Annotated in this window: 22 protein-coding genes; 13 read left to right on the top strand and 9 right to left on the bottom strand. The window is 48.3% G+C overall.

All coding sequences use genetic code 11. From position 1 onward, the window contains the following. Nucleotides 1-5: 5 nt before the first annotated feature. Together OEZ43_13935 and djlA are read right to left on the bottom strand one after the other, a co-directional pair. Nucleotides 6-1826: a carboxypeptidase-like regulatory domain-containing protein gene (locus tag OEZ43_13935; GenBank protein MDH5546690.1), complete on the bottom strand. Its 1821-nt coding sequence runs from the start codon at nucleotides 1824-1826 to the stop codon at nucleotides 6-8. A gap of 635 nt (nucleotides 1827-2461) precedes the next feature. After that, nucleotides 2462-3250: a co-chaperone DjlA gene (gene djlA / locus OEZ43_13930; protein ID MDH5546689.1), complete on the bottom strand. Its 789-nt coding sequence runs from the start codon at nucleotides 3248-3250 to the stop codon at nucleotides 2462-2464. Between the two features lie 203 nt (nucleotides 3251-3453). On the opposite strand from djlA, the gene OEZ43_13925 reads away from it, so the two are divergent. Both OEZ43_13925 and rimO read left to right on the top strand, forming a co-directional pair. Beyond that, nucleotides 3454-4149 carry a rhomboid family intramembrane serine protease gene (locus OEZ43_13925; protein ID MDH5546688.1) on the top strand — a complete coding sequence of 232 codons (696 nt, stop codon included), beginning with the start codon at nucleotides 3454-3456 and terminating at the stop codon, nucleotides 4147-4149. Between the two features lie 42 nt (nucleotides 4150-4191). Further along, nucleotides 4192-5520 (top strand): 30S ribosomal protein S12 methylthiotransferase RimO, encoded by a 1329-nt coding sequence (gene rimO / locus OEZ43_13920; protein MDH5546687.1) that lies wholly within the window; start codon nucleotides 4192-4194, stop codon nucleotides 5518-5520. A gap of 107 nt (nucleotides 5521-5627) precedes the next feature. Here rimO and OEZ43_13915 read toward each other — a convergent pair whose 3' ends face one another. Beyond that, nucleotides 5628-6002 (bottom strand): c-type cytochrome, encoded by a 375-nt coding sequence (locus OEZ43_13915; GenBank protein MDH5546686.1) that lies wholly within the window; start codon nucleotides 6000-6002, stop codon nucleotides 5628-5630. A gap of 245 nt (nucleotides 6003-6247) precedes the next feature. On the opposite strand from OEZ43_13915, the gene OEZ43_13910 reads away from it, so the two are divergent. Continuing rightward, the gene (locus tag OEZ43_13910; protein MDH5546685.1) at nucleotides 6248-7357 is read left to right on the top strand and encodes a hypothetical protein; all 1110 of its coding nucleotides are present in this window, start codon (nucleotides 6248-6250) and stop codon (nucleotides 7355-7357) included. 49 nt (nucleotides 7358-7406) lie between these two features. Here OEZ43_13910 and pip read toward each other — a convergent pair whose 3' ends face one another. The 3 genes from pip to OEZ43_13895 form a co-directional block, all read right to left on the bottom strand. Then, entirely contained in the window at nucleotides 7407-8375 is a 969-nt protein-coding gene (gene pip / locus OEZ43_13905) for a prolyl aminopeptidase (GenBank protein ID MDH5546684.1), read from the bottom strand. A gap of 137 nt (nucleotides 8376-8512) precedes the next feature. Beyond that, the gene (locus tag OEZ43_13900; GenBank protein MDH5546683.1) at nucleotides 8513-9697 is read right to left on the bottom strand and encodes an iron-containing alcohol dehydrogenase; all 1185 of its coding nucleotides are present in this window, start codon (nucleotides 9695-9697) and stop codon (nucleotides 8513-8515) included. Between the two features lie 65 nt (nucleotides 9698-9762). Beyond that, complete coding sequence (locus tag OEZ43_13895; GenBank protein MDH5546682.1) at nucleotides 9763-10059, bottom strand: antibiotic biosynthesis monooxygenase; 297 nt, start codon at nucleotides 10057-10059, stop codon at nucleotides 9763-9765. Nucleotides 10060-10204: 145 nt separating this feature from the next. Between OEZ43_13895 and OEZ43_13890 the strand changes: the two genes are divergently transcribed. Both OEZ43_13890 and OEZ43_13885 read left to right on the top strand, forming a co-directional pair. Next, the gene (locus OEZ43_13890; protein MDH5546681.1) at nucleotides 10205-11365 is read left to right on the top strand and encodes a histidine decarboxylase; all 1161 of its coding nucleotides are present in this window, start codon (nucleotides 10205-10207) and stop codon (nucleotides 11363-11365) included. Then, the gene (locus OEZ43_13885) at nucleotides 11362-11757 is read left to right on the top strand and encodes an ACT domain-containing protein (GenBank protein MDH5546680.1); all 396 of its coding nucleotides are present in this window, start codon (nucleotides 11362-11364) and stop codon (nucleotides 11755-11757) included. The genes OEZ43_13890 and OEZ43_13885 overlap by 4 nt, the downstream gene beginning before the upstream one ends. Before the next feature lie 35 nt (nucleotides 11758-11792). Here OEZ43_13885 and amrS read toward each other — a convergent pair whose 3' ends face one another. Next, entirely contained in the window at nucleotides 11793-12884 is a 1092-nt protein-coding gene (amrS, locus tag OEZ43_13880; GenBank protein ID MDH5546679.1) for an AmmeMemoRadiSam system radical SAM enzyme, read from the bottom strand. 92 nt (nucleotides 12885-12976) lie between these two features. Here amrS and amrB point away from each other — a divergent pair, with 92 nt between their 5' ends. The 6 genes from amrB to OEZ43_13850 all read left to right on the top strand — a co-directional run bounded on the left by amrB (nucleotide 12977) and on the right by OEZ43_13850 (nucleotide 18726). Further along, entirely contained in the window at nucleotides 12977-13756 is a 780-nt protein-coding gene (gene amrB, locus OEZ43_13875) for an AmmeMemoRadiSam system protein B (GenBank protein ID MDH5546678.1), read from the top strand. Continuing rightward, nucleotides 13743-14333, top strand: a complete 591-nt coding sequence (gene amrA, locus OEZ43_13870; protein ID MDH5546677.1) for an AmmeMemoRadiSam system protein A — start codon at nucleotides 13743-13745, stop codon at nucleotides 14331-14333. The genes amrB and amrA overlap by 14 nt, the downstream gene beginning before the upstream one ends. Nucleotides 14334-14478: 145 nt before the next feature. Further along, nucleotides 14479-16668 (top strand): ATP-binding protein, encoded by a 2190-nt coding sequence (locus tag OEZ43_13865; GenBank protein ID MDH5546676.1) that lies wholly within the window; start codon nucleotides 14479-14481, stop codon nucleotides 16666-16668. A 130-nt stretch (nucleotides 16669-16798) separates the two neighbouring features. Further along, a complete protein-coding gene (locus tag OEZ43_13860; protein MDH5546675.1) occupies nucleotides 16799-17242 on the top strand; it encodes a YhcB family protein in 444 nt (147 codons plus the stop codon). Between the two features lie 12 nt (nucleotides 17243-17254). Beyond that, complete coding sequence (locus OEZ43_13855; GenBank protein MDH5546674.1) at nucleotides 17255-18133, top strand: lipase family protein; 879 nt, start codon at nucleotides 17255-17257, stop codon at nucleotides 18131-18133. 71 nt (nucleotides 18134-18204) lie between these two features. After that, complete coding sequence (locus OEZ43_13850) at nucleotides 18205-18726, top strand: chemotaxis protein CheD (GenBank protein MDH5546673.1); 522 nt, start codon at nucleotides 18205-18207, stop codon at nucleotides 18724-18726. 1 nt (nucleotide 18727) lies between these two features. Here OEZ43_13850 and OEZ43_13845 read toward each other — a convergent pair whose 3' ends face one another. Continuing rightward, nucleotides 18728-19171 carry a thioesterase domain-containing protein gene (locus OEZ43_13845; protein MDH5546672.1) on the bottom strand — a complete coding sequence of 148 codons (444 nt, stop codon included), beginning with the start codon at nucleotides 19169-19171 and terminating at the stop codon, nucleotides 18728-18730. Continuing rightward, on the bottom strand, nucleotides 19168-20211 hold the full coding sequence (gene queA, locus OEZ43_13840) for a tRNA preQ1(34) S-adenosylmethionine ribosyltransferase-isomerase QueA (protein MDH5546671.1): 1044 nt from the start codon (nucleotides 20209-20211) through the stop codon (nucleotides 19168-19170). The genes OEZ43_13845 and queA overlap by 4 nt, the downstream gene beginning before the upstream one ends. Nucleotides 20212-20293: 82 nt before the next feature. On the opposite strand from queA, the gene OEZ43_13835 reads away from it, so the two are divergent. Together OEZ43_13835 and trxA are read left to right on the top strand one after the other, a co-directional pair. Next, nucleotides 20294-23656, top strand: a complete 3363-nt coding sequence (locus OEZ43_13835) for a UvrD-helicase domain-containing protein (protein ID MDH5546670.1) — start codon at nucleotides 20294-20296, stop codon at nucleotides 23654-23656. A gap of 32 nt (nucleotides 23657-23688) precedes the next feature. After that, nucleotides 23689-24552 carry a thioredoxin gene (gene trxA / locus OEZ43_13830; GenBank protein ID MDH5546669.1) on the top strand — a complete coding sequence of 288 codons (864 nt, stop codon included), beginning with the start codon at nucleotides 23689-23691 and terminating at the stop codon, nucleotides 24550-24552. The last annotated feature ends 1 nt before the right edge of the window (nucleotide 24553 follow it).

Here is a 24553-nt window from a genome sequence, read left to right as displayed (position 1 = left end):
TAGGTTTAGAACGCTGGTGCGGCCAAGCCAGCACCTGGTGCATTACCTGCGACGTCGGTTATAGCTACGCCGGCAGTCACGTTGTCGTCACCACCACCTACGGTACAAACAGGAGCCGTTGCGTCATCGTACCCAATATCTACCCGTGCGTTGACGATATCATACTCCAAATATTTCTGACCGCTTGGTAAACCTGTGTAGTTAGCAAATGTTTCTGCTGCCGCTTGAACTACAGGCTCAGCGAATGAAATTCTAATCACCGAACCACCGTAGCCGGATGCGTTAAGTATACATGTTGCAGTGATGCTCGCTGGTGCAGTTACATCCGCTAACGTCTTGTTTGAATCGCCAGACATAGCACTGACAAGACCATCACCGTTTACAGACATTACACTCCACTTGTAACTTACGGCATTGTTGTCGTCATCAACCAGTACGTCAACACCGTTATGAGCGGTAGCATCTACTAGAGTGTCGTGGAAAGTATTAGCACCAACCACTGTGGTGACCTGAACAGTGTGGTCAACTCCATCAACGCTTGCTGTTCTAAATACCTTATAGCTATTAGCACCATCGACTCTAGTCCAATACAAATCTATACCGACACCTGCGCCCAATGAATTACTGTCAGCGGCAGAAATATCGTCAACGACGGCAACAGTTGTAGGTGCAGTGGGAGCCGTGTCACCATATGCAACCGTATAGGTTGCTGCGGTAGCACTACCAGTCAGGTCTAATGTATTTTCGTATTCATCTTCCAGGTTTCCGTGGAGGCCAGCATAGTCGATGGTGTACATGCGGCCAGGAGCTGCACTGTCAATCGTTACCGCTAACTCTGAATAGTCTGCAGTATTCCAAGTCAAAGTCTTGGAAATCTCACCTGCTTTTGGACCATCGTAAGTAACGATAATGTCTTCATACAAGGCGCCGCCAACTGAGGTAGAATCGCGGTAACTAGCGGCATCAGCACCCATAGGTTCACTGAAGTGTAGAGTTACAGTAACTGTGTCGGTCGAACCAAAGTCATGGCCATTTGGTGGGAAGACTTTTGCGATATCAGGCGCAACGTTCTTGATAGACATTTGCAGCGCGAGATGACCACCTGTATCGGTGTCATAATCGCGCTTTTCCTGAATGTGTGCAGCCTGGATAGTCAAACCACCCATCATCGTCTTGGTCTTGGCAACCAAGTCATATTGACCGCCGCCTAGCATTTCAACTTTAGTAAAGCTGAATTTGCTACCTGGTGATACCGATTTAATTTCTGAAAGAACACCGTTCTTGTACAGTTCTACTGAAATCGTATCGGTACCCGCGTAGACCGTAACGTTGTCTTCATCGTAGACATTACCAGTGATGGAAACGATTGCTTGACCAATTTGAAAATCTTGGCCAGCAACTACCAACCCTGTTTCGCCAACAGCACCACCATTAGAAGCAGAAGCCCTAACGGTAATAGAAGGGCCTTGCGGTACAATACCAGGGTATCCAGTCGCACCGCTGCCATCCAATGTTACGTCATACGTGGTACCACCGGCACCATTAACGCCTTGAGAAGCAGGAACACCCTCAATCTTGTAATAACCACGACTATCCGTGGTAGCACTCATGTTGACTCCTTCAAGGATAACTCTTACACCAGCTACGCCTTGATTAGTCATTGCATCTGTGACTTGACCAGTAACGGTCGCCACAGGATTGACGATAACGCTATCAGTCGCACTAGCCTTAGGCACCTGAACGTCATCACCACAACCCACCAACATACCGCCGCTAAGCACTAGCGTTGCCAGCGCGGCGATTCTCGTTTTTGCAAATTTTTGCATTGCACTCTCCTTTTATGGACTACGTAATGTAAATAGCTAACTTAGAAAACAATCCTAAATTCGTTATCTGTGTGAAACTCCATTTCCCGCTTCATTCTTATTCCCCGGAAACCCCTCGTTTCAAATCCCCCGGTAAAACTATGTCGCGCTATTGATCGACCCAGGGCCTAGAATACTTTAGGTAAGTATTTGCTATCTTTGACTTTGGTCACAAATTCCCAACAAATATTTGCACAACCTCTCCCTGTTTTCAATCTAAAAGGTGTTTGAAATTCTGCTGGTTAGTTAGGACTGGCATTAAATACCAATGACGACAAGAATGCCCCTCAGGCCATCCCTGTATATGTGCCTCCCTACAGTTTTCCTTCACTTGCAACAGGTCCCCAGTTCTTCCTGACAAAAAGTCGACAAAATCTGACGTTGTTGGAAGTAGGCAAACTCCGTGCCCGCCCTGCCCACAGGAGATGTATTCTGGCTATTTTGACATGAAGGCTGCGCAATCGTTTTGCTATACAGCCTTTAGTTTCATTTAGTTATAGATGTTAAGAAGGGCACATTCAAGGAATAGAATAAATTGATATACGGATTTTTCAATTTTGTTGTGGTTTGACTACAGATGTCGAATCAATAAACTGTCACTTTCCCCGCGTCTTCATGACCTGTTCGTAAGCCTTCTGGATCTCCTGGGTTTTCTCCTTAGCCATCTCCATCATCTCTTCGGGCAGGCCTTTGGAGACAAGTTTATCCGGGTGATGCTGATTAATAAGCTTGCGATAGGCGCGCTTTACTTCGCCGTCGCTGGCCTCTTTGTCTACACCCAACACCTGGTAGGCATCGTCGATACTTGGGGCGGAGCGGTCCTGCCCCCTGCCATAGTGTTGCTGGGCTTCGACCATTTTCAGAATACGATTGATTTCAAATGGCGACAGTCCAAGTCGCAAACCGATCTTGGTAAGAATATCGCGTTCGGATTCCTCGATTTTGCCATCGGCCAGGGCCGTGGCGATCTGGATTTCGAGAAACATGGCGATTAGATTGCTGCGACGCCAAATAACATATTTGAGCTGATCAAGGGCGAAGTCGAGATCGTAGTCATCGGCCTTACCCTCGCGGAAGAATTCTCGTGCGCGGACTTGTTGCGTCTCATCAAGACGCATCTGCTGCATTACCTGATTGGCCATGGCAATTTCGGCTTCCGATACTCGCCCGTCTGCTTTGGCCAGATGCCCCATGACCTGAAACGATGTCTTGAAAAATATCTCCTGCACATGATGGGGATCGGCTGCGCCGGGGATAGCATAACCACGCGCCCGTTGCAGTCCTCGGTCAAACCAGTGTCCGATAATCAATCCCATGAGTGCGCCAAAAAATCCCCAAACCATATAGCCGAGTATGGCGCCGATGATTTTCCCCCAGGAGGTCATGCTTCGTCCTTTCTATGCACAGCAGAGGGGGTAAACGCTACGCGAATTGGGGAAAGGTTTCAATTACGTCTGCCGTACGCAAAGAAATTAGATTTAAACGCAAAAAAAACCATCGGCTTCACTTTCCAGCACGACATCAATACGCTGCGCTCTCACCACACTCCTCTGGTATAGTTATGCCAAAAGGAACAATGAGAACATCAATGATCCCACTCCACGACGACAATCCAACCCAAATTTTTCCGTATCTCACCATTGGCTTTATCATCGCCTGCGTATTGGTGTTTTTCTGGGAGATCAGCTATGGCGAAGAGATGCAAAAAGCCATCTATATGCTCGGCGCTGTCCCGGCGACTATTTTCGAGAATAAGTTATTACCACCCGAGTTACAGATCGTCCCTTCGTGGGCGACGATGGTGACGTCGATGTTTATGCACGGTGGCTGGATGCACTTAATCGGCAATATGTTGTATCTGTGGATATACGGCAATAACGTCGAGGACTGCATGGGACATGTGCGCTTTGTCGTGTTTTATATACTTTGTGGTCTCGGCGCATTTCTCGCGCATGCGCTCACCAATACTGCGTCTGAGATTCCCATGGTCGGTGCGAGCGGGGCTATCTCCGGAGTGTTAGGCGCCTATTTATTAATCTATCCGCATGCGCGAATACTAGTCGTAATACCGCTCGGCTTTTATTTTCATACCATGCGTTTACCGGCCGGCGTCGTCATTGGATTCTGGTTTTTGTTGCAGTTCATTAATAGTGCCATGAGCGGTGATGAGGGCGGCGGTGTCGCTTGGTATGCGCATATCGGCGGTTTTCTCGTCGGCATGGCCTTGATCCCGTTTTTTAAGTACTCCCACGTCACGTTTTTCCATCCGATACGGCGGGCTTAGTCATAGCTGTGGTAGAATCCGCTCTTTTTTGAGTACACCTCTATGTCCACCCGTAAAGTCGGTATTGTCTCCCTGGGTTGCCCCAAGGCCCTGGTCGATTCAGAGCAAATCATCACCCAGTTACGCGCCGAGGGCTATGAGATCAGCCCGGAATACAATGATGCTGACCTGGTCGTAGTCAATACCTGCGGCTTTATCGATGCGGCCAAAGAGGAGTCGCTGCAAGCCATTAACGAAGCGCTGAACGAAAACGGCAAGGTAATCGTGACCGGCTGTCTGGGTGCAAAAGACAATGTAATACTGGATAACTTTCCCAATGTATTGGCAGTGACCGGTCCACATTCCACGCCCGAGGTGATGCAGGCGGTACACAAACATCTGCCCCCGCAACACAATCCGTATACCAGTCTTATCCCCCCTCAAGGGGTGAAGCTCACGCCGCAACACTATGCCTATTTAAAGATTTCCGAAGGCTGTAATCATCGCTGTAGCTTTTGCATTATTCCGAGTCTGCGTGGTGATCTGGTCAGTCGCCCGATTGGTGATGTGTTACAGGAAGCCGAACATTTGGTACGCGCAGGCGTGAAAGAATTATTGGTGATTTCCCAGGACACCAGTGCCTATGGTGTCGACGTGAAATACCGTACCGGTTTCTGGGGCGGGCGCCCGGTAAAGACCCGTTTTACTGAATTGGCTACCGCACTGGGTGAACTTGGAATATGGGTACGCATGCACTATGTCTATCCCTATCCACATGTCGATGAAGTCATACCTCTAATGGCCGAGGGCAAAATACTGCCCTATCTCGATATCCCGTTTCAGCACGCCAGTCCGTCAATACTCAAGGCGATGAAACGACCTGCCCATGCGGAAAAAGTCTTGAAACGTATCGAACAGTGGCGGGCAATTTGTCCGGATATCGCCTTGCGCAGTACCTTTATCGTCGGTTTTCCCGGCGAAACGGAAGAAGATTTCCAAATGCTTTTGGATTTTCTGCAAGAGGCGAAAATCGATCGCGCCGGTGCATTCACTTATTCCAACGTCGATGGCGCGGCGGCAAATGAACTGCCCGGACAAGTGCACGAGGAAGAGAAAGAAGATCGCCTCGAACGCTTTATGGAAGTACAGGCCATGGTCAGCGGTGACAAACTTTATGACAAAATCGGCGCGCGTATGCCGGTGATGATCGACGATTTTGAGGACAATCTCATCATCGCCCGCAGTAAATACGACGCACCGGAAATCGACGGCAATGTCATCATCGACGACGATGCCGATGTTGAGATTGGCGATATCATCGAAGTGGAAATCGTGTCTGCAGATGAGCATGACCTGTACGGTAAAATAATCGACTTACCGTCCTCAAAGTAAGCTCATCATATTGGCTGGAACAAAAGCTCCAGACTCAGCTTAGTCGGGCAGATTTGATCCCCACAACACCACACCCTATAGGTTCGAAAAGTATTTGCCAGTCGCTGCTATTTCGCGGACAAAATATAGTCTACGAGGCGATTGAGATGTTCGTCTGAGACGCGATTTCCGTAGGCATGCATCTCCGCACCGCCAGTGATCCTGGCCCAGTTGGGTTCGCCACCATGTTTGATGCGCTCAATAAGATAGGGCTTGGCGTCCGGACGGTTCTTATAATGTTCGGCCACGTGTTTCCAGGATGGACCCTCTATCGATGAACCAATGGCATGACATTCGGCGCAACCATTTATATAAGCAATGGTTGTAACCCCTGCCGATTCCGAGCGCTTGGCCACTTTCTCTCGGGTATCGTCTTCCAGACCGCAGGACGCCATCAGCAAGCCACTTAACCCTATCAACATCCAACGCATCGCTTTGTTCATACTCAATTTAATCCTTTACACGAGAAACAATGGCTAATTCGTAATAATTTCATATGTTTTTGATTTCCAAGCTAATTAAGCACCCCCCCTAAATCGGACAAAAAATAATCATTGTCAATGATTTAAGGAGGGTTTATCTTCATGCGGTTATGTTTATTGCGTAATTCGCCGGACAACAAGCAGTATACAGCGAATTTAGAGTATTGTTTAAAAAAAACAATAAGATACATTGTGGGGGAGGTAGTATGAAAATAGCACCCATTCAATTTACGGGTCGTTTATCGACCATTCTGGTTTTAATCTGGTTAACAACCGCGTTTTCCCTGGTTCAGGCTCAGGAAATGGATCATTCCCCGCTTCGCTTACCAGCAACAAATATGGATCACAGCGAACATATGGGCGATAAAGCCACTGACAGCTCCGACAGTAGCCACAAATATCATGCTGGCGCCTGGATGTTTGCCTATTCCTACGAACGCATGTTTCAAAGAGACATGTTGGATGGAAACAATTTCCTTGATCCGACAGCGATCTTGAACAATTCGCCTCTTTATACAAAAGACCGTACTTATCTCAACGGGGCTCAGCCTATAACCAACTCAGGCAAAAACATGATCATGGACATGCATATGTTGATGTTGATGTATAACCAAACCAGCCGCCTGTCCTGGGAAGTCATGCTCAATTATCTTTACAACAACATGACCATGTACGATCAAATGTCACAAACAGGCATTCTCACCGAATTTCCGATGACGACCAGAGGTGTTGGCGATACGCAGGTATTTCTAAACTACACCTTTGCTCGCACCAATTGGTTTGATTTTACGATCAAGACCGGTATTAATCTCCCCACTGGCAGCATAGACAACTCGGATGGAATTTTCGATACCATGACGCAGGGATATGGTATTGCGCCCTATATCATGCAAACCGGTACAGGAACTTACGATATCCATACTGCCTTGCAAATCGAGCGTGACGAAAACAATTTGACCGCCGGTGCCAAGGTCTACCGTATTTCACGAACTGGCTATAATCGTGCGTACTATAATCGTGGAGATGTTGTCGAACTCAGCACATGGCTGCGTTATCGCTTCGCCTCGGGCACACAGCTTCGTTCCAAGGTCATGCAAACTGTCCGTGGGCGTGTTGAAGGTCGTGATGATCGTATGACGGACAATACACGTTATACCGGCGGGTCACGTCTTGACGTACAACTCGGCATTGGTCAGCAGTTCTCTGGTTTTAATATCCATGCCGACTACGCTATACCGGTGCGTCAGTACCTGAATGGCCCACAAATGAAGACTAACGGCATACTCCAGGTCTCCCTGGAATACATGATGATGTAAGCAATCGCGCGGGAAATGGCGTCAGCTGTTTCCCGCATTTTCTTTTTTTCTAACTCGGTTCTTTCACTTTTCCTAAACGCTTTGCCATGTCTCTGGCCGCTTGCACCAGGGCGTCGATTATCCCTGGTTCTGACGCGGCATGACCCGCTTCAGCAATGATTTTCAGCTCCGCTTCCGGCCACGCCTTGTGGAGATCCCAGGCGTTTTCAATTGGACACACCACATCGTAACGACCATGTACGATCACGCCGGGTATGTGTTTCAGTTTATGCGCATCGCGCAATATCTGATCCTCTTCCAGAAAGGCGTTGTTCATAAAGTAATGACACTCTATCCGCGCCAGTGATAGTGCCGTATGAGGGTCTGCGAAGTGATTCACCACTTCTTTGCGATTGAGCAAGGTCGCGGTACGCCCTTCCCAAATTGACCAGGCCTTGGCTACAGCCATACGCTCAATTTCATTCTTACCCGTGAGTCGTTTGTAAAATGCCTTAACCATTTCACCGCGCTCTTTCGGCGGAATCACTTTGACATAGCTTTCCCAGTAATCGGGAAACAGCTTGCTCGCCCCTTCCTGATAAAACCAATGAATTTCTTTGGGACGACACAGGAATATGCCGCGTACGATCAGGCCTGACACCCGTTGCGGATAAGTTTCCGCATAGACAAGTGCCAGTGTTGAACCCCAGGAACCTCCGAACACCACCCATTTGTCCACGCCCAGATGCTCTCGGATATGTTCCATGTCCGCGACCAGTGCTTGCGTGGTGTTGTTTTCCAATGAGGCATGAGGGATAGACTTACCAGAGCCACGCTGATCGAACAATATAATTCGATAGACTTCCGGATCGAAAAAACGTCGATGATAACTTTCCGTTCCCGAACCAGGACCGCCGTGTAGAAACACAACCGGTATGCCCTCAGGATTTCCGCTTTCCTCCACGTGCAGGACATGTGGCGGCTCAACGGCAATACTGTGATTAACGTAAGGGCGTATGTCGGGATAAAGCTTGTTCATCAATAACTCCTGTTCGATCGGCAAAACACGTCAACGGTCTGTATTTGAACATTCAAGCGGCGTAACGCCATCCACTGCGGCCTATAATAGGGGACAGGCGGGGAAATTGATACTCCCTGAGTCTGGCCTTTGTTTGATCACAGACGCGAACGCAAAATATCTTTTATTTCATCATCGCTCAATACGATGGGATTCGTCCTCATACTGCTTCCTCGGGAATTTGCAACAATATGATCGAGGTCTTGCTCAGTCACCCCGTATTGCGCCAATCGCGGCAAACAGAGTTCATCACTCCATTGCTCAAGCTTTCGCACCAGGCCACTATAAGCCTTATCAGCGTCCGGTATATGTGTCTGAAAAAATGTCGCGCCAAGTTTGCGATATTTCTTCAGCGCGGGATTGTCCGGTTCCCGTTGTTTCATCGCCTCAATATTGACGCGCGTTGCTGGTGCCAACAGCGTTCCGCACACCACGCCATGCGGGATGGGATAAAATGCCCCCATCGGTGAGGCAAGCCCATGCACCGAGCCCAGACCTACCTGTGCTAATGTAATGCCAGATATCAACGCGCCATAAGACATGTTGTCTTGTGCTGCCGTCGCGACCTCTCCTTCGCGATACCATTCCAGCAAGCCATCACGTACCAAACGTATCCCTTCCAGCGCCAGACTATCCGTAAACACATTCGCTTTGAGTGATACATAGGACTCTATGAGTTGAGTTAAAGCATCCATTCCGTTGGCGGCTATCTGTTGTGGTGGACAACGACTGAGTAGCGCGGGATCAATTAGCGCGTATTCTGCAACCAGCTTGTCGTGCCGAAACGATTTTTTAAATCCATCACGTGCCTGCACACTCAGTACCGCATTCTTTGTCGCTTCGCTACCCGTACCTGCCGTCGTAGGTACGGCGATAAAAGGCACAGCCGGTCCCACGTATGGACGCTCGGGGCCGACGCCTTCGAGATACTCCATTACCGAGTGCTGTACTCGTAACAAGCCAGCAATGGCTTTTGCCGCATCGAGAACGCTCCCCCCACCGATACCGATAACAACCGAAAAGTCTTCGTGCGCAAAACTTGCCACGATTTCATCTACGCGATGGGGAGAAGGCTCCTGATCGATCACGCAGTGTTGATGACGAATATGCAATCGTTGCAAGGATGTCTGCAACGCTGCCCAGTGCTCACTACCAGTAAACGATTTGGCACCTGTTACGATTAGCGCATTCGAACCAAATGACGCGACCAGATCAGGCAACTTGCTTATAACACCACGACCAAACTCTATCCGAGGTAATCGGGCCACCGAAAAACCCTGCATGCTAAAACCTTTTCAGTTCATTTCTATTGATTGAAACGACGCCTTGCGTATCGACAAGGTAATGACTATTGTTTGGGAAATACCCCTTGATAGGCAACTCCTTTGCGTGGCTCTGCCATCCAGTCAGCGACGGTTTCACGCCAGGCATGGTAATGTTGAGTTTCTTTGTGAGCTTTAGCCTCTGCTTCGCCGACATAAGCCTCATATAGCACAAATTTTGTAGGCTCTTCTGCAGACTGTAAAATATCAAAGCGACGATTCCCGTTCTCCTTGATAGATGCCTCGTGATTCAAACGACATGCCTCAATAAAATCATTTACATGGGCATCTTTAACCGAAACATGGACTAGAGTGACATGCATCACGAACTCCTTTCTCCCTTTAGACGAAACTTTAACTGTCGATAATTTTCCAAATAGATATACCGGCGCACAAAGCCTTTACCGGCGAAGTATTTGCAGTATACCGAACAATGGCTTGCAGAGCGCGTAAGCAACAGGGAATTCTATGATAAACAAACACCCGCTTTATACTCCAGACATGCTTAGTGCGGAAGATCGCGCCAGACTCGACAAACTTCTGGAAAAATTTGAATATGAAGCCGATCGCTTTCTAGGCTATCCGTGTACGCGCGACTTCGATTTCTCGCCCCTGTTTCCATTTATGTTTTATCCGCTCAACAACGTTGGTGATCCGTTTGAAGACACAACTTTTCGGCTGAATACTCACGACATCGAGTGTGAGGTGCTGGAATATTTTCGTGAATATACTGAAGCACCCAAAAACGGATTCTGGGGCTACATGACGAATGGCGGCACCGAAGGCAATATGTACGGTATTTATCTCGCGCGCGAACTGCATCCCAATGGTGTCGTCTATTATTCAGAAGATACGCATTACAGTGTAGCCAAAATTCTACGACTGCTGCATGCGCGTAACATTATGATACGCAGCCTGCCCAATGGCGAGATCGACTACGAAGATTTGAAAGAAACTTTGCGTATACACCGTGACGTACCACCGATCATATTCGCCAATATTGGTACAACCATGAAGGGTGCTGTCGACAATCTCGATAAAATTAAAGCCGTACTGAATGACCTCGCCATTCGCGATTACTATATACATGCGGATGCGGCTCTAAGCGGCATGATTTTGCCTTTTGTCAAAGATCCACAGCCGTGGAATTTTCGGTCCGGTGTCGACAGTGTGTCGATTAGCGGTCACAAAATGATAGGTTCACCGATCCCTTGCGGTGTTGTCATTGCGAAAAAGGCCAATGTCGAACGCATCGCACGTTCGGTTGAATACATCGGCACCCTGGATACCACGCTCACTGGCTCACGCAATGCGATTACTCCCCTATTTTTGTGGTATGCCATACGTGCACAAGGTTGGGAAGGATTTCGCAAAATCATTTTGCGCTGTTTTAAAACGGCCGATTACGCGATTACTAAATTCAAACAGGCGGGAATCGATGCCTGGCGAAATAATAATTCGATTACTGTAGTTTTTCCGCGTCCAGGCCCACAAATCATGAAAAAATGGCAACTTGCGGTTCACGGTAATCATGCGCATATAATTACCATGCCCCATGTGGAAGAGCGGCACATCAATGCCATACTGCAAGACTTAATTGACGATATGAAGAAAGGGAATGTTGCATGAAGCAGATTACCATCATCTCCCCCAACCGCCCCGGCGTTATGGCCGATATCTCCGAAACCCTGGCGCAGGCTGGCATCAATATCAATCATATCGACGCCGAGACCTTTAACGAATCGGCCATTATTATTATGAATGTCGATAACTACGATCGAGCGCTCTACGAGTTACAAAAATTCCCTGACCTCAAGGCAGTGAGCGAGGATGCGATAGTGATACGCATTGAAAACAAACCGGGGGCGCTGGCACAAATTTCTACGCGCTTCAAGAATGCCAATATCAATATACGCAGCATACGCTTTCTGGAGCGCGATGAAGATTACGGCTTAGTGGCCATCTCTACTGAGCGGACAGAGGAAGCTATGCAACTCGTGAACGACGTACTCGTCGCATAAGTAACCCTTAATACGTCATCTAGAATGAAGATCTTCTAAATATGATTGTGCATATTGACCGGTTTGCGGCGACTTCCCCAGTTGCCAGGCTGTTCTTCGAAAACACCGGCACAAGGTGTTGAACATTTTATGCACCTGCCCTGTGCATCAAGATTCCAGTCGCTTAGTACATACCAGTCACGGCCAATTAATATTTCTCCGCATTGATGACAATACGTGCTCTGCCCTGCCTTGTCATGTACATTGCCGGTATAGGCGTAGCGCACGCCGTTGTCCATCGCAATCTTTCGTGCGAGTGCCAGTGTCTGTGGTGGCGTAGCAGGTTTGTCCATCATTTTCCACGAGGGATGAAAGGCACTGAAATGCATGGGTACATCTGGCCCGAGTGCTTTTACCACCCAACTCGTCATCTCTTCAATTTCCGTTGCCGAGTCGTTCATGCCAGGGATGAGTAGCGTGGTCGTCTCCAGCCACACATTGGTTTCGTGTTTGATATAGACCAGTGTTTCCAGAATGTTTTGCAAGTGACTGCCAGTGACCTTCCAGTAAAAATCATCGGTGAACGCTTTAAGGTCCACATTGGCGGCGTCCATGTAGGAAAAAAATTCCTTGCGCGGCGTATCACAGATATAACCTGCGGTGACCGCTACCGATTTGAGCTGGTGTTCCTGACAAGCCCGGGCAACATCAATGGCGTATTCATGAAAAATTACCGGGTCGTTATAGGTATAGGCAACGCTGCGACAAGCTTCCTGTGCGGCGACACGGGCAATTTTGTCCGGCATCGCATCATCGGCCAGGGTACGCGTTTCACGTGACTTGCTGATATCCCAGTTCTGACAAAACTTACATGCCAGATTACACCCTGCGGTACCAAATGAAAAAACAGAAGTTCCGGGTAAAAAGTGGTTTAGCGGTTTTTTCTCGATCGGATCAATGCAAAACCCGCTGGATCGCCCATAGCTGGTAAGCACTAATTCGTTTTCAATATTGGCACGGATAAAACACAGACCGTGCTGCCCCTCATGCAACTTGCAGTAACGTGGACAAAGATCGCATTGCACACGCCCATCGTCCAGCATATGCCAATAGCGGGTTTTGACTGTAGAGGCGTCCAAGGTTTCCATTACGCGTACTCCCAAGTTGGTCGACATCCTTCGGTACTGAGATCATAATAAGCCCAATACTCGTCAATTAATAGCCTTGGAGGTGTGTGGTGATACATCGGCAAGCAGCTGTCGCGGGCATGTTCTATCCACAGAACTCGCGCGAACTGGGCGATATGGTCGATTACATGTTAAACGCGGCAAGCCAACAGCAAATTTTACCCAAGGCGATAATTGCGCCCCACGCCGGATATATTTATTCTGGCAAAATCGCAGCGAGCGTTTATAAACTGACTGAAACACTCAGGGACAAGATCAAGACGGTTGCATTGTTTGGTCCATCTCACCGCGTCGCCTTTTCAGGCTTGGCAGTTTCTGACGCAAGCTACTTCGATACCCCTTTGGGTGAAGTGCCACTGGATCGAACAAAAGTCGAATCTGTCTCCAGCCTTCCGCAAGTACACGTACTTAATCAAGCCCACGCGCAAGAACACAGTCTCGAGGTACAACTACCTTTTTTACAAAAAACACTTGGTACGTTTTCACTTGTGCCGATTGTTGTCGGGGATAGTAGAGCCGACGAAGTCGCTGAAGTGATGGAATGGTTATGGAATGAAGAAGACACCTTGATTGTCGTCAGTTCTGATCTCAGCCACTACCATAGCTACACTGTCGCGCAGCGTATGGATGCCGAAACCAGCGCTGCTATCGAACGACTGGACGGTGATGATATTGGCGACGAAGATGCGTGTGGTCGAAATCCCATCAAAGGACTGTTATGTCTGGCCGCAAAACATCGTTGGCAAGTGAAGACAGTAGACCTACGCAACTCTGGCGATACCGCCGGTAGCAAAGATCGCGTCGTCGGATATGGTGCTTATGTCTTCTATTGAAACGCCCTATAGCCAGGAAGAACAAAAAATCTTGCTGGATATCGCTCGCGCCTCTATCGAAAATGGGCTACGCGTCGGGGTGGCGCTTGAACCAGTGACAGGAAATTATCCTGCTCCGTTACAAGAACTACGTGCAACTTTTGTCACCTTAAAAAAAACAGGAGAGCTACGCGGGTGCATCGGCACGCTGAGCGCGATACGCCCACTGGTTAATGATGTTGCCCACAACGCCTATGCCGCGGCATTTGAAGACCCACGTTTTCCATCGATGCAAAGCAAGGAACTCCCGGACACCACGTTGTCGATATCAATTTTGTCCGAGGCCACGCCCATAAGTTTTGGTTCTGAGCAGGATTTGATAGCGCAATTGAGACCCGGTGTAGATGGCTTGATTATTTCTGACGGGTACCACCGAGCCACCTTCCTGCCATCGGTATGGGAAAGCCTGGAAAGCCCAGAGGAATTTCTCAACCATCTAAAGCATAAAGCAGGGCTTTCTCCGAGCTACTGGTCGGATACGCTAAAGGCCCAACGCTACACCAGTTTTTCCATTGACGAGACTTCGTTTGGCAGCTAACACAGTATTTATTAATCAATCAGGAACTGCTTCACGAACACACACCATATTCCCATAAAGATTTGGGTAATTTGTCCGATTATTTCCCTTGAACTAATTCTTTTTGACGACTTTTTTGTAGTTGTTCTAAAACATGATGCGCAAAATGATTACCTTAAGCGATACACGGTTTAGACTGCTGCTTCCATTGCTAGCAGGTGCGCTGCTGATTTGGTTTAGCGTCAGATTGTTGTGGCCTACTTTTTTTGTTCACTATCTCAAACAAATCCACATTGATTTGGAGCAGCAGATGATCTCTGAGCGTATTGGAGAATTTATCGCTGACCAGGCGGTGGAGTCTTTTGATACCGACACGTTTTTTTCCAGACACCCTTTACGTCATTCCTGGCTATCCTTTCAGATCTTCGATCAAAATGGCCAACCGATCACCCCGGTTCTCAGCCAGGAGCATGGAGTTGCTGAAGAAACCGTGCTCTTAAACGTCGCCTACCCTGAAGAAGAAAATGCATTATATCGCGCACGGGTCAGACTAAGTCTGGATGACGCCAGTCTCAATGCGTATCTATTGACTGAAGACGCACAGTTCCTATTTTTAGGCTTTCTACTTTTCCTTTTGCTTCCTGTTTATCTGGCGCAACGTGGATTAATCAATCGCTCTAACATTCGAACAAAAATAATTCAGCGTGAAGATGAAGAGCGACTTGGTAGTCTTATGGAAGAGCTCAATCAGATTCGTCAGGAAGAACAACAACGACACACCGAAAATGTTGAGTACCAAAAAGCTATTATGGAACACGTTGTCGACGGGATTATCACCATCGATAGCAAAGGCATTATTTTGTCATTTAACCATGCTGCCGAAACAATTTTTGGATATGCGCGAGACCAAGTCATCGGAAAGAGCGTTAACATTCTGATCGGAAATCAACTGGAAATGATGAGTCATGAAAAGTATCTTGACGACTACATGAACAAGAAAAAGAAAGCAGGAATTATTGGAATAGGCCGCGATGTATTCGCCAAGAGAAAAAACGGCGAGATATTCCCCATGGACCTGGCCGTCAATCGCGTGGACACCAAAGCTGGTACGGTGTTCGTCGGAATTGTCCGCGACATTTCCGAGCGTAAACGCCTGGAGGATAACATCATTAAAGCGCAACAATCGGCGGAACTCGCCTCAGAATACAAAACCCGCCTGATGACAAATGTCAGTCACGAAATCCGCACGCCTCTCAATGGCATATTAGGAATGCTCGACCTATTGCAACACAGCCGTTTGGATGATGAACAACAACAGTTCATCTCCGCCGCCAATGAGTCCGGACATTCTCTTTTAAAGCTGGTGAATGATTTGCTTGATTTTTCCCAACTGGAATCTGGCAAGATCAAGATGGAGTTTGTCCCGTTCAATCTAAATCAGCTGGCCAACGATGTGCGAGACTTATTTCTAAGCAAAGCACTTGCAAAAGGATTGAATTTCGAAGTTCACCACAATCTGCACAAAGATTGTATCGTCATTTCTGATCCCATCCGCTTACGTCAGGTACTGTCCAACATTATTGGTAACGCAGTGAAATTTACACCACAGGGAAAAATCGAAACTCGATTTTCTCTGATTCCTTCTCCAGAGGGACCAGACACGCCACACTTTGATGCGGACATTCATCTCGAAAATGAACAAGCCGCAATGCTACACATCGAAGTAAACGACACCGGCATCGGTATTGACGAAGCAAAAGTGAGACAAATATTTGAGCCTTTTACCCAAGCAGACAATTCAATTACGCGAAATTACGGCGGCACAGGATTAGGACTGAGTATAAGCAAAGAAATTATCGATAGCTTGGGCGGAGATATACGCGTGGAGTCATTACCAAATCAGGGCAGTAGTTTTTCGATTCTCATACCAACGCTGACCGGCGCAATTAGTGCCCCATCGACTAACATTTCTCCTCCCACCAGACCGACTGGAGTCATGATATTCGGCGGTACGCAAAACGTCTACCGCACCATATTACCAACGCTGAAGGCTTTATCTATTCGCTACGATGTATCCGCCAGTCTTGACGAATGTTTGCAGTTGCTCTCACGAAGCCAGGAAAACGGACACCCTTTCGATGTCTTATTACTCGAACTCACCGCCGAGTCAAGACAAATCATCTCCGACATCCGCCGCCACAGTGCGACATCCGCACTGAAAATCATCGGTATAAAGACCGGACACGATAGCAATATGGATTGGGAAGTTGATATTTTGTTGCCGAATAAAACCAACAATGCCGGTTTTATCAACGCCATTAATGCCATCAACAGGGTAGGCATAGGCAGCAACTAGGCAGATAAACTCTTTTCGACTCCCAAGACGTTTACTCCGTCGCCTCCAATCGTCTCTATGCCTCTGTTAATTCCATGTAGCCTTATTTATACTGTGTTCAGGCTAGCGAACTCAGGGAAAGGTGACACTCATGGCGACAGCGATTATGTTTCTGCTATTCGGGCTCGTGGTAGGAGGATTGATCGGCTACTTCTTAAAAAAAGAGGACGGTGGATATAAATCCAGGAATGAAGACCTCGCCAAGGAGCTGGAACGAACGCAATTCGAGTTAGGAAAATACAAGGCAGATGTTGCTAACCATTTTCTGACGACTGCCAACCTGATCAATAACATGACGGATAGTTACCGTGCCGTACATGAACACCTGGCAGAGGGGGCAAACTCCTTGTGCGCGGAACAATTGGGAGTGGAACGGCTGGAAATCCGCCAAACGCATTTACTGGACAAACAGGAGAAATCCTCTACTCCCACGGAAGTTCACATCGAGGCGCCTGAATCGGAAAACCTGGAAACCAACCCTGAATCGGTTGTTGCCAAGGAAAATCCTGTTGAGAACGTTAAAACAGTACATTAGGCACGCATATTTATGACACATTTTGCTACGCGCTGGGCCTTCGTCTTACTAGCGCTACTGAGTTTTAGCTGTTCTTCACTTAAGGTGAATGAAGATGTCTTCCCCAACTTCGGTGATGGATATTTTTACGCGCAATTGGCCGACGCGGCTTATCTCGATCTACCCGAACTTGAAACCAAGCTCTATGAACTGGGGCTTGCACTGGAAACCAGCAACAAGCTGGTCACAGAGCGAGTACAGTATTTTCTCGCTAGAGATAAAAATAGCGGACTACAAATTGTTGTTATACGAGGCACGGATAGCATAGAAGACGCGATTGTCGATGCGCGCTTTGCATTCGTCGACGACGAGGTTCTTGAAATCCGCGCTCATGCTGGATTTGATCAGGCCGCCAGACGCATTGCCGATGAGTTGTTTCACAAGCTGGTGCGCGACGCCAATATTGCTATTGCCGGGCACAGCCTAGGCGGCGCTGTATCGGTTCTTTTAGGACTGCATCTCAAGAAAGCAGGTTTAGGCGTGGAACGCATTATTACTTTTGGTCAACCCAAGGTGATGGACCGAACGGCCGCGGTTAAATATGCCTCGCTGCCTGTCTTGCGCTACACCCGCGAAAAAGACATTGTCCCGCTCGTGCCACCCTTGTCTGCCGATCACGAGCACGATTGGCATATCTACTGGCATGTCGGCGACGAAATCCTGCTACACCCACAAGATAATAGCTATAGTCGCTTGGGCGCAGACCTCAGCGTACTTCGAGGGGTGACCAGCTATTACGACGATCTGATCAAAGCGCGTAAACTCGACGCGCACAGCATGAGTGGGTATCTTGTTGAACTGGAAAAACGTCGACATTCCTCACGTTTAAAGGAATTGCTGGATCCAGAATAATTCTGAGATATAACTCAACCTTCCTCTGCACCTGTCCGATAACCTTTTTGCACTAACAAATACAGCCTAGAATGAATCAAAACACCGCAGCTTCCAGTGACATCCAAGAAGAAGGCGAGTCTGTCTACCTGATGGTCGGAGATCTCTATTTCGGCAATCAGGCCAGGGAAGTCAAAACCCTGTTAGGCTCTTGCGTCGCCATTACTTTATGGCACAAGGAACACGGTATTGGTGGCATGTGCCACATAGCCCTGCCGGAAACTCGAATTGATACGCCCGATCCGATGAATACACGATTTGCCGATGGCGCGATCAATACCTTCATCAAATATATTGCAGAAATCGATCTACAACCCAAGAACTTTACCGTTGGCCTGTATGGCGGTGGACAGATGTTCCATTACCGAGACAAGGAAAGCTACATTGATATTGGCGCAAAGAATCTTGCGATAACCAAGCGTTTATTGAGTTTGCATCGTTTTCGAATTGTCGAGGAAGATGTAAGTGGACCGTTTTACCGCCATATTTGTCTTGATCTTAAAACGGGCAAGACCACACTGAAGAAGACACCCGTACGCGAGACCATGGATTGAGTTATACCAGGGCGTAACGACCGGAAAACACCGCCGCAATTTTTTCATCCCTATCAACTAATTCAACAGAGAGCGTGATCGCCGATTTTCCCCGTCGACGATAAAGCCGTTCAAATCTCTCAATTTCCTTTGCATCAACACGACATCGACCACGCACATCGCTGTGTACCGGCAGGGAATAATTTATTGAAGCCTCATGGATGACGACATGACCTTGCAGTGCACGCTCTATTGTTTTCAAATGCAAGAGCGCCCAACCGGTGGTCACCGCAACCGTATATAGACTGCCGCCGAAAAAAGTCGATTTGTGATTTGAGTTCAAGCTTATGGGCGCGGACAGTTCCAGGGTAGTGCCATCATATGCGACCGCCTTGATACCCATAGCCTGCGTCAGTGGTATCTCGTGATATAAGGTTTGTTCCAATTCCTGGCAGATTGTTTTCATTTCTTGTCACCGCTCGTTGCGCTTGCGATAAACATGGCGTCGCCATAACTAAAGAAACGATAACGTGATTCAATGGCATGGTGATAAGCCTTCAAAATTGAATCAGTACCGGCAAAGGCACTCACCAGCAACAACAATGTCGAACCCGGTAAATGAAAATTGGTTAGCAAGGCGTCGACAATATGGAAACGATATCCGGGATAAATAAAGATGTCTGTTTCGCCTTGAAATGGTTTGAGTTCACCTGTACGCGCGACTGACTCCAACACTCGGACTACGGTAGTACCAACAGCAACAACTCGACCGCCCTGTGCTTTGACATGCTGAATTTTATCCGCTGTTAATTGATCAAGTTCGATGCGTTCGTGATGCATGTGATGATCTTCTATCGTATCGACACGAATCGGTTGAAACGTTCCGGCACCGACGTGGAGTGTAACGAATGCGGTATCGATACCTTTTTCAGCCAGGCTCTGCAAGACTGTCTCGTCAAAATGTAGTCCGGCCGTTGGTGCGGCTACTGCTCCCGGCTCACGCGCGTAAACTGTCTGATAACGCTCCTTGTCGGTCTCAACAGCGTCGCGTTCAATATACGGCGGCAAGGGAATACGCCCGTATTTTTCGAGTAGAGCAAAAACAGATTCATTGCCATCGAATCGAATTTGGAACAAATCGTTTTCACGCGCAATGACTTCCGCGTTGATATGATTTTCGAGTAACAAGCGGCGGCCAGGTTTGGGCGATTTACTCGCACGAACATGGGCCAACACCGTATGGTCGTCCAGGACGCGCTCGACCATGACTTCCACTGCGCCACCGGTGTCTTTTTGTCCCAGCAGGCGCGCGGGAATGACACGGGTATCATTGAATACCAGCAGATCTCCCGGGTTCAACAAGTCGATTAGGTCCGTAAACGCCCCATCGCGTATGTTGCCGTTTTGTCGGTCCAGGCATAACATACGGCTGGCACTGCGCTTTGCCGCCGGGACCGAGGCGATCAATTCATCTGGCAGTTCGAATTGAAAATCTTGTAGCTTCATGGGCGGCGATTGTACCAGAATCCTTCTGCACATCAGAGCTGAAGGTCTGCGCGAATACCGATGGTCTGATAAGATACGCCCTATGTCAGCAATTCCCAATCCATTAAATGCCGCCAACCCCGAGCACAGCGCCGTCGTCAAGGCCTCTGCCGGCGTGGGCAAGACCTATCTGCTGGTCACACGACTGATTCGATTGCTATTGGCCGACGCCCGACCCGACGCTATATTGGCGATCACCTTTACCCGTAAAGCGGCCACGGAAATGCAAACCCGTCTCGCCGAACGGCTATTCGAGTTCGTGCAATGTGATAGGCAGACGCTAAAAGCAAAACTCCGTGATATCGGCGTTGCCTCAGACGATGAAAACTGTTTACGCGCACGGAATCTCTACGAACGACTGATGCGACTGGAAAACCCGGTCAAAGCGACAACCTTTCATGCCTTTTGCCAGGACATCTTGCGACGGTTTCCGATGGAAGCAGACGTGCCACCGGCCTTTGATCTGATAGAAAACGAAGCGCCGTTTATTCAAGCCGCCTGGGAAGCCTTGTACGCCGAGGCGACTCTGGATCCCGATGGCGAGCTAGGACTACAACTGGAAATTCTTTTCGACACTTTTAATAGTCTCAACAATACACAGGAAGCCCTACAGAACTTTCTTAGTCATCGAAGTGACTGGTGGGCATTTTGTAGCGGCGTATCCCAGCCTGTGGAAACCGCGCGTCAAAACCTGTTGCAACAACTGCGCATTAGTCCGGATGAAAATCCACTACTAACGTATTTTTCCCGTCTGGCAGAGGACGAATTACAACAATTTTGTGATCTGCTGCGCAAGCACTCCAACAAGGGCAACGATGATTCCCTCACATACGCGCTTAACGCACTAGACGAGTCGCGTAAGGTCGAAGAACGATTTAACTATTTGTGGCAAGTGTTCTTTACTCAAGCCGACACGCCTCGCGCACGTAAACCAAGCAAGGCGCAGGACAAGGCTATGACAGCCGCGGGTGCGGCGCAATTTCTCGCAATCCATGATTCCTTTGTCCATTCTTTGAGTGTGACACGTGAGCAAATCAATCGGCACCTAAGCTATAAAACATGTCTGGCGTGGTATTTCGCGGGACAACGATTGCTCGACCATTTTCAACGTCTCAAACGGGAACAACGCTGTCTCGATTTTGCCGACCTGGAGTGGAAGGCTTACGAATTACTACACCATGCGAATAACGCCACCTGGGTGCAATACAAGCTGGATCAACGCATTGAGCATCTCCTGATTGACGAATTTCAGGACACCAATCCCACTCAATGGCAACTGGTGTTGCCTGTGTTACAGGAACTTGCGTCACAACACGATGGGCGCAGCGCCTTCATTGTTGGCGACGATAAACAATCAATCTACGCCTTTCGTCGTGCCGAGCCAAAATTATTGGAAGAGTCGGCACAGTGGTTGGAATCGCATCTGCGCGCACAACGCTATCCTATGGATAAATCACGTCGCTCTGCTACAGCCATTATGCAAGTGGTGAATCAATGTTTCACTCCTCAGCAGGGGCAAATGCTATTAAACGATTTTCATCAACATTCTACATTTAACGAAGATCTTTGGGGGCGCGTCGAGTTGCTCCCCCTGGTTGAAGCTGACGAAAAAAGCGAAAACGCAACACAGGAATTTCGCAACCCTCTATTACAACCACGCATCATAGCCAGGGATACACGTTATTTACGTGAAGGAAGAATCATCGCTGAGAAGATACTATCCTTCTATCGTGATGAATTACCTATTGGTAATAGTCATTCCGCGCGGGCATTCCAGTATGGTGACGCCATGATACTCATCCGCGCACGCACCCAGGCCGACGCCTATGAACAGGCCTTGCGTGAAGCGGGTATTCCGTATAACAGTGCCCGCCATGTTGAATTATTAGATACACAGGAGATCAAGGATTTAACCTGTTTGTTACAGACGCTACAGGCTCCTATCAATGATCTCGCGCTGGCCACTGTATTGCGCTCACCTATATTCTGTTGCAGCAATGGAGATGTAATTTCCATCGCACGCTACCCGCACGGTAACAATTGGTATGACAAATTACACGCCATGCGCGAACAGGGCGACATACCAGAAATTCTCGATGAAGCGTTAATCCAGATAGATAAATGGCGTGGCTATGCGAGCTATCTTCCCACGCACGATTTGCTCGATCGCATTTTTTTCGAACGCAATCTATTGCAGCGATACGCGCAAAATGTCGCATCGCATACCCGCGACCAGGTCCTGCATAATTTGCATGCGTTCACCAGTCTGGCCCTGGAAGTCGATAGCGGTCGTTATCCGTCTGTCGGTCGATTTCTCGCACGACTGGAAGAGTTAAAGGAAGAAGGACACCTTTCCAAAGAGGAAAATGGAAGTTCTGAAAACCGTGTACGGATAATGACCATACACGGCTCCAAAGGACTCGAAGCACCCGTTGTGTTTATTGCCGGTGCAGCTGATACACGCAATGCCGCACGCCCCTATCGCGCCATCGTCAATTGGCCGGCAGAGTCAGACAAACCCAAACATTTCATGGTAGTCGCGCGCAAAAAATATCAGGACGAACTTACACAGATGTTGCTGCAAATCGAGGAACAACGATTTACCCAGGAAGACATGAACCTGCTTTATGTCGCCCTCACGCGCGCAAGACAATTTTTATTCGTCAGCGCCTGTCGACCATCCCGCAGTAAACAACTCGGTTGGTATGGATTACTGACTGAGCGTTTGGGCGAACTGGCAAGTATAGAAAGCGGCCAAAAACCTACACAGCTCAACAAGACGGAAAGTGTAGGCAAACCCGTCGTACCGGTAGATCCCGCTTTAACGAGGCCTTTTGACGCCAGCAACATTTCAAAAGATATCCGCCCCAGTCAGGCCTTACATGATTCGGAATATTTCGATGAACAGGGACGCAATCGAGGTGTAGCGATACATCGTTTCATTGAACTTCTTAGCTCTCATCGGTCGATGTCGCAGCCAGCACTCCTGGCACAGGTAAGCTCTGAAACCGGTATACCCGTAGACGGAAATTCCTTGGTCTCCTTGCTTGAGGAGGCACAAGCCGTCGTTGAAAACGCGAAATTCAGTGACTATTTCAATACGGATAAATATGACAAGGCCTATAACGAACTGCCAATACAGTTCAAACACGGTGAGCACTGGGTTACCGGTGTGATCGACAGGCTAATTATTCATGGCGATTACATTACTCTACTCGATTACAAAACTCACCGAATCACTAAAACCGCGCTGAAAAAAACAGCAACGGAATATCACGCGCAAATGAAACTTTATGCCGAGGGTATTGCGCGCCTCTGGCCGCAAAAAGAGATCCGATGTTTATTATTGTTTACGCATATTGGTGAAGCCACTGCATGCCAATTGCAAGAACAGCTTGCCCTATAGCTAGCAGAACACAATCAAGAGGTTGATTATCCATGAGCGAATCGTCATATGTTATCGATGCCGACAGCAGCAGTTTTCATTCCCAGGTCATTGAGCGTTCGTTTCAAGTTCCGGTGTTGGTAGATTTCTGGGCGAGCTGGTGTAACCCCTGCAAAATGCTGGCGCCAGTATTAAACCAGCTCGCCGAGTACTACGGCGGAAAAGTTTTCGTCGTGAAAGTAGACACCGATGTCGAACGTGACCTTGCCGCCCAATTTGGCATCCGAAGCCTGCCTAGCGTAAAGATCTTTAAACAGGGCAGCATCGTCGACGAGTTTTCCGGCGTGATTCCCGAATCATCAATTCGCGAACTCATCGAAAAACACCTGACGCGTGAAAGTGATTTTCTCTATAACGATGCACTTGCTGCACTGGCAAATGGAGATATCAATATTGCGAAGTCCAAGATGACCGCGGCCTACAATATGGACCCGGATCGACTGAATCTGATTCTCGGCATGATTGAATTACATCTCGTTGCCGGTGAGAGTGAACAAGCAGAAGCATTGTTGACTAAAATCCCCCTCGCCCACGAGAATGATGACGAGGTGCAAAGTGTACGCGCCCGTTTGTTATTCGTGCCAGTTGCGGCCGCAATTACCGATGTCGAACAGCTTCAACAAGCGCTGAGCGAAAATCCGAAAGATTGTCAGGCGCTACACCAGCTGGGTGCATATTACGTGACTCAACAGGATTACGAAAAGGCGCTTGAGTTATTTTTACAATTGCTGAAAACCGATAAGAATTATCAGGACGGATTGCCGCGTAAGGCGATGTTGGCGATCTTCACCATGCTCGGAAGCTCTGGACCGCTGGTAAACAGTTTTCGTTCAAAGATGGCAAGCGCGATTCTCTAAA

The sequence above is a fragment of the Gammaproteobacteria bacterium genome, assembly GCA_029881255.1.
Classification (GTDB): domain Bacteria; phylum Pseudomonadota; class Gammaproteobacteria; order S012-40; family S012-40; genus JAOUMY01.
Note: the sequence above shows the minus strand (reverse complement) of the source record. Positions and strands in the feature narration are given on the sequence as shown.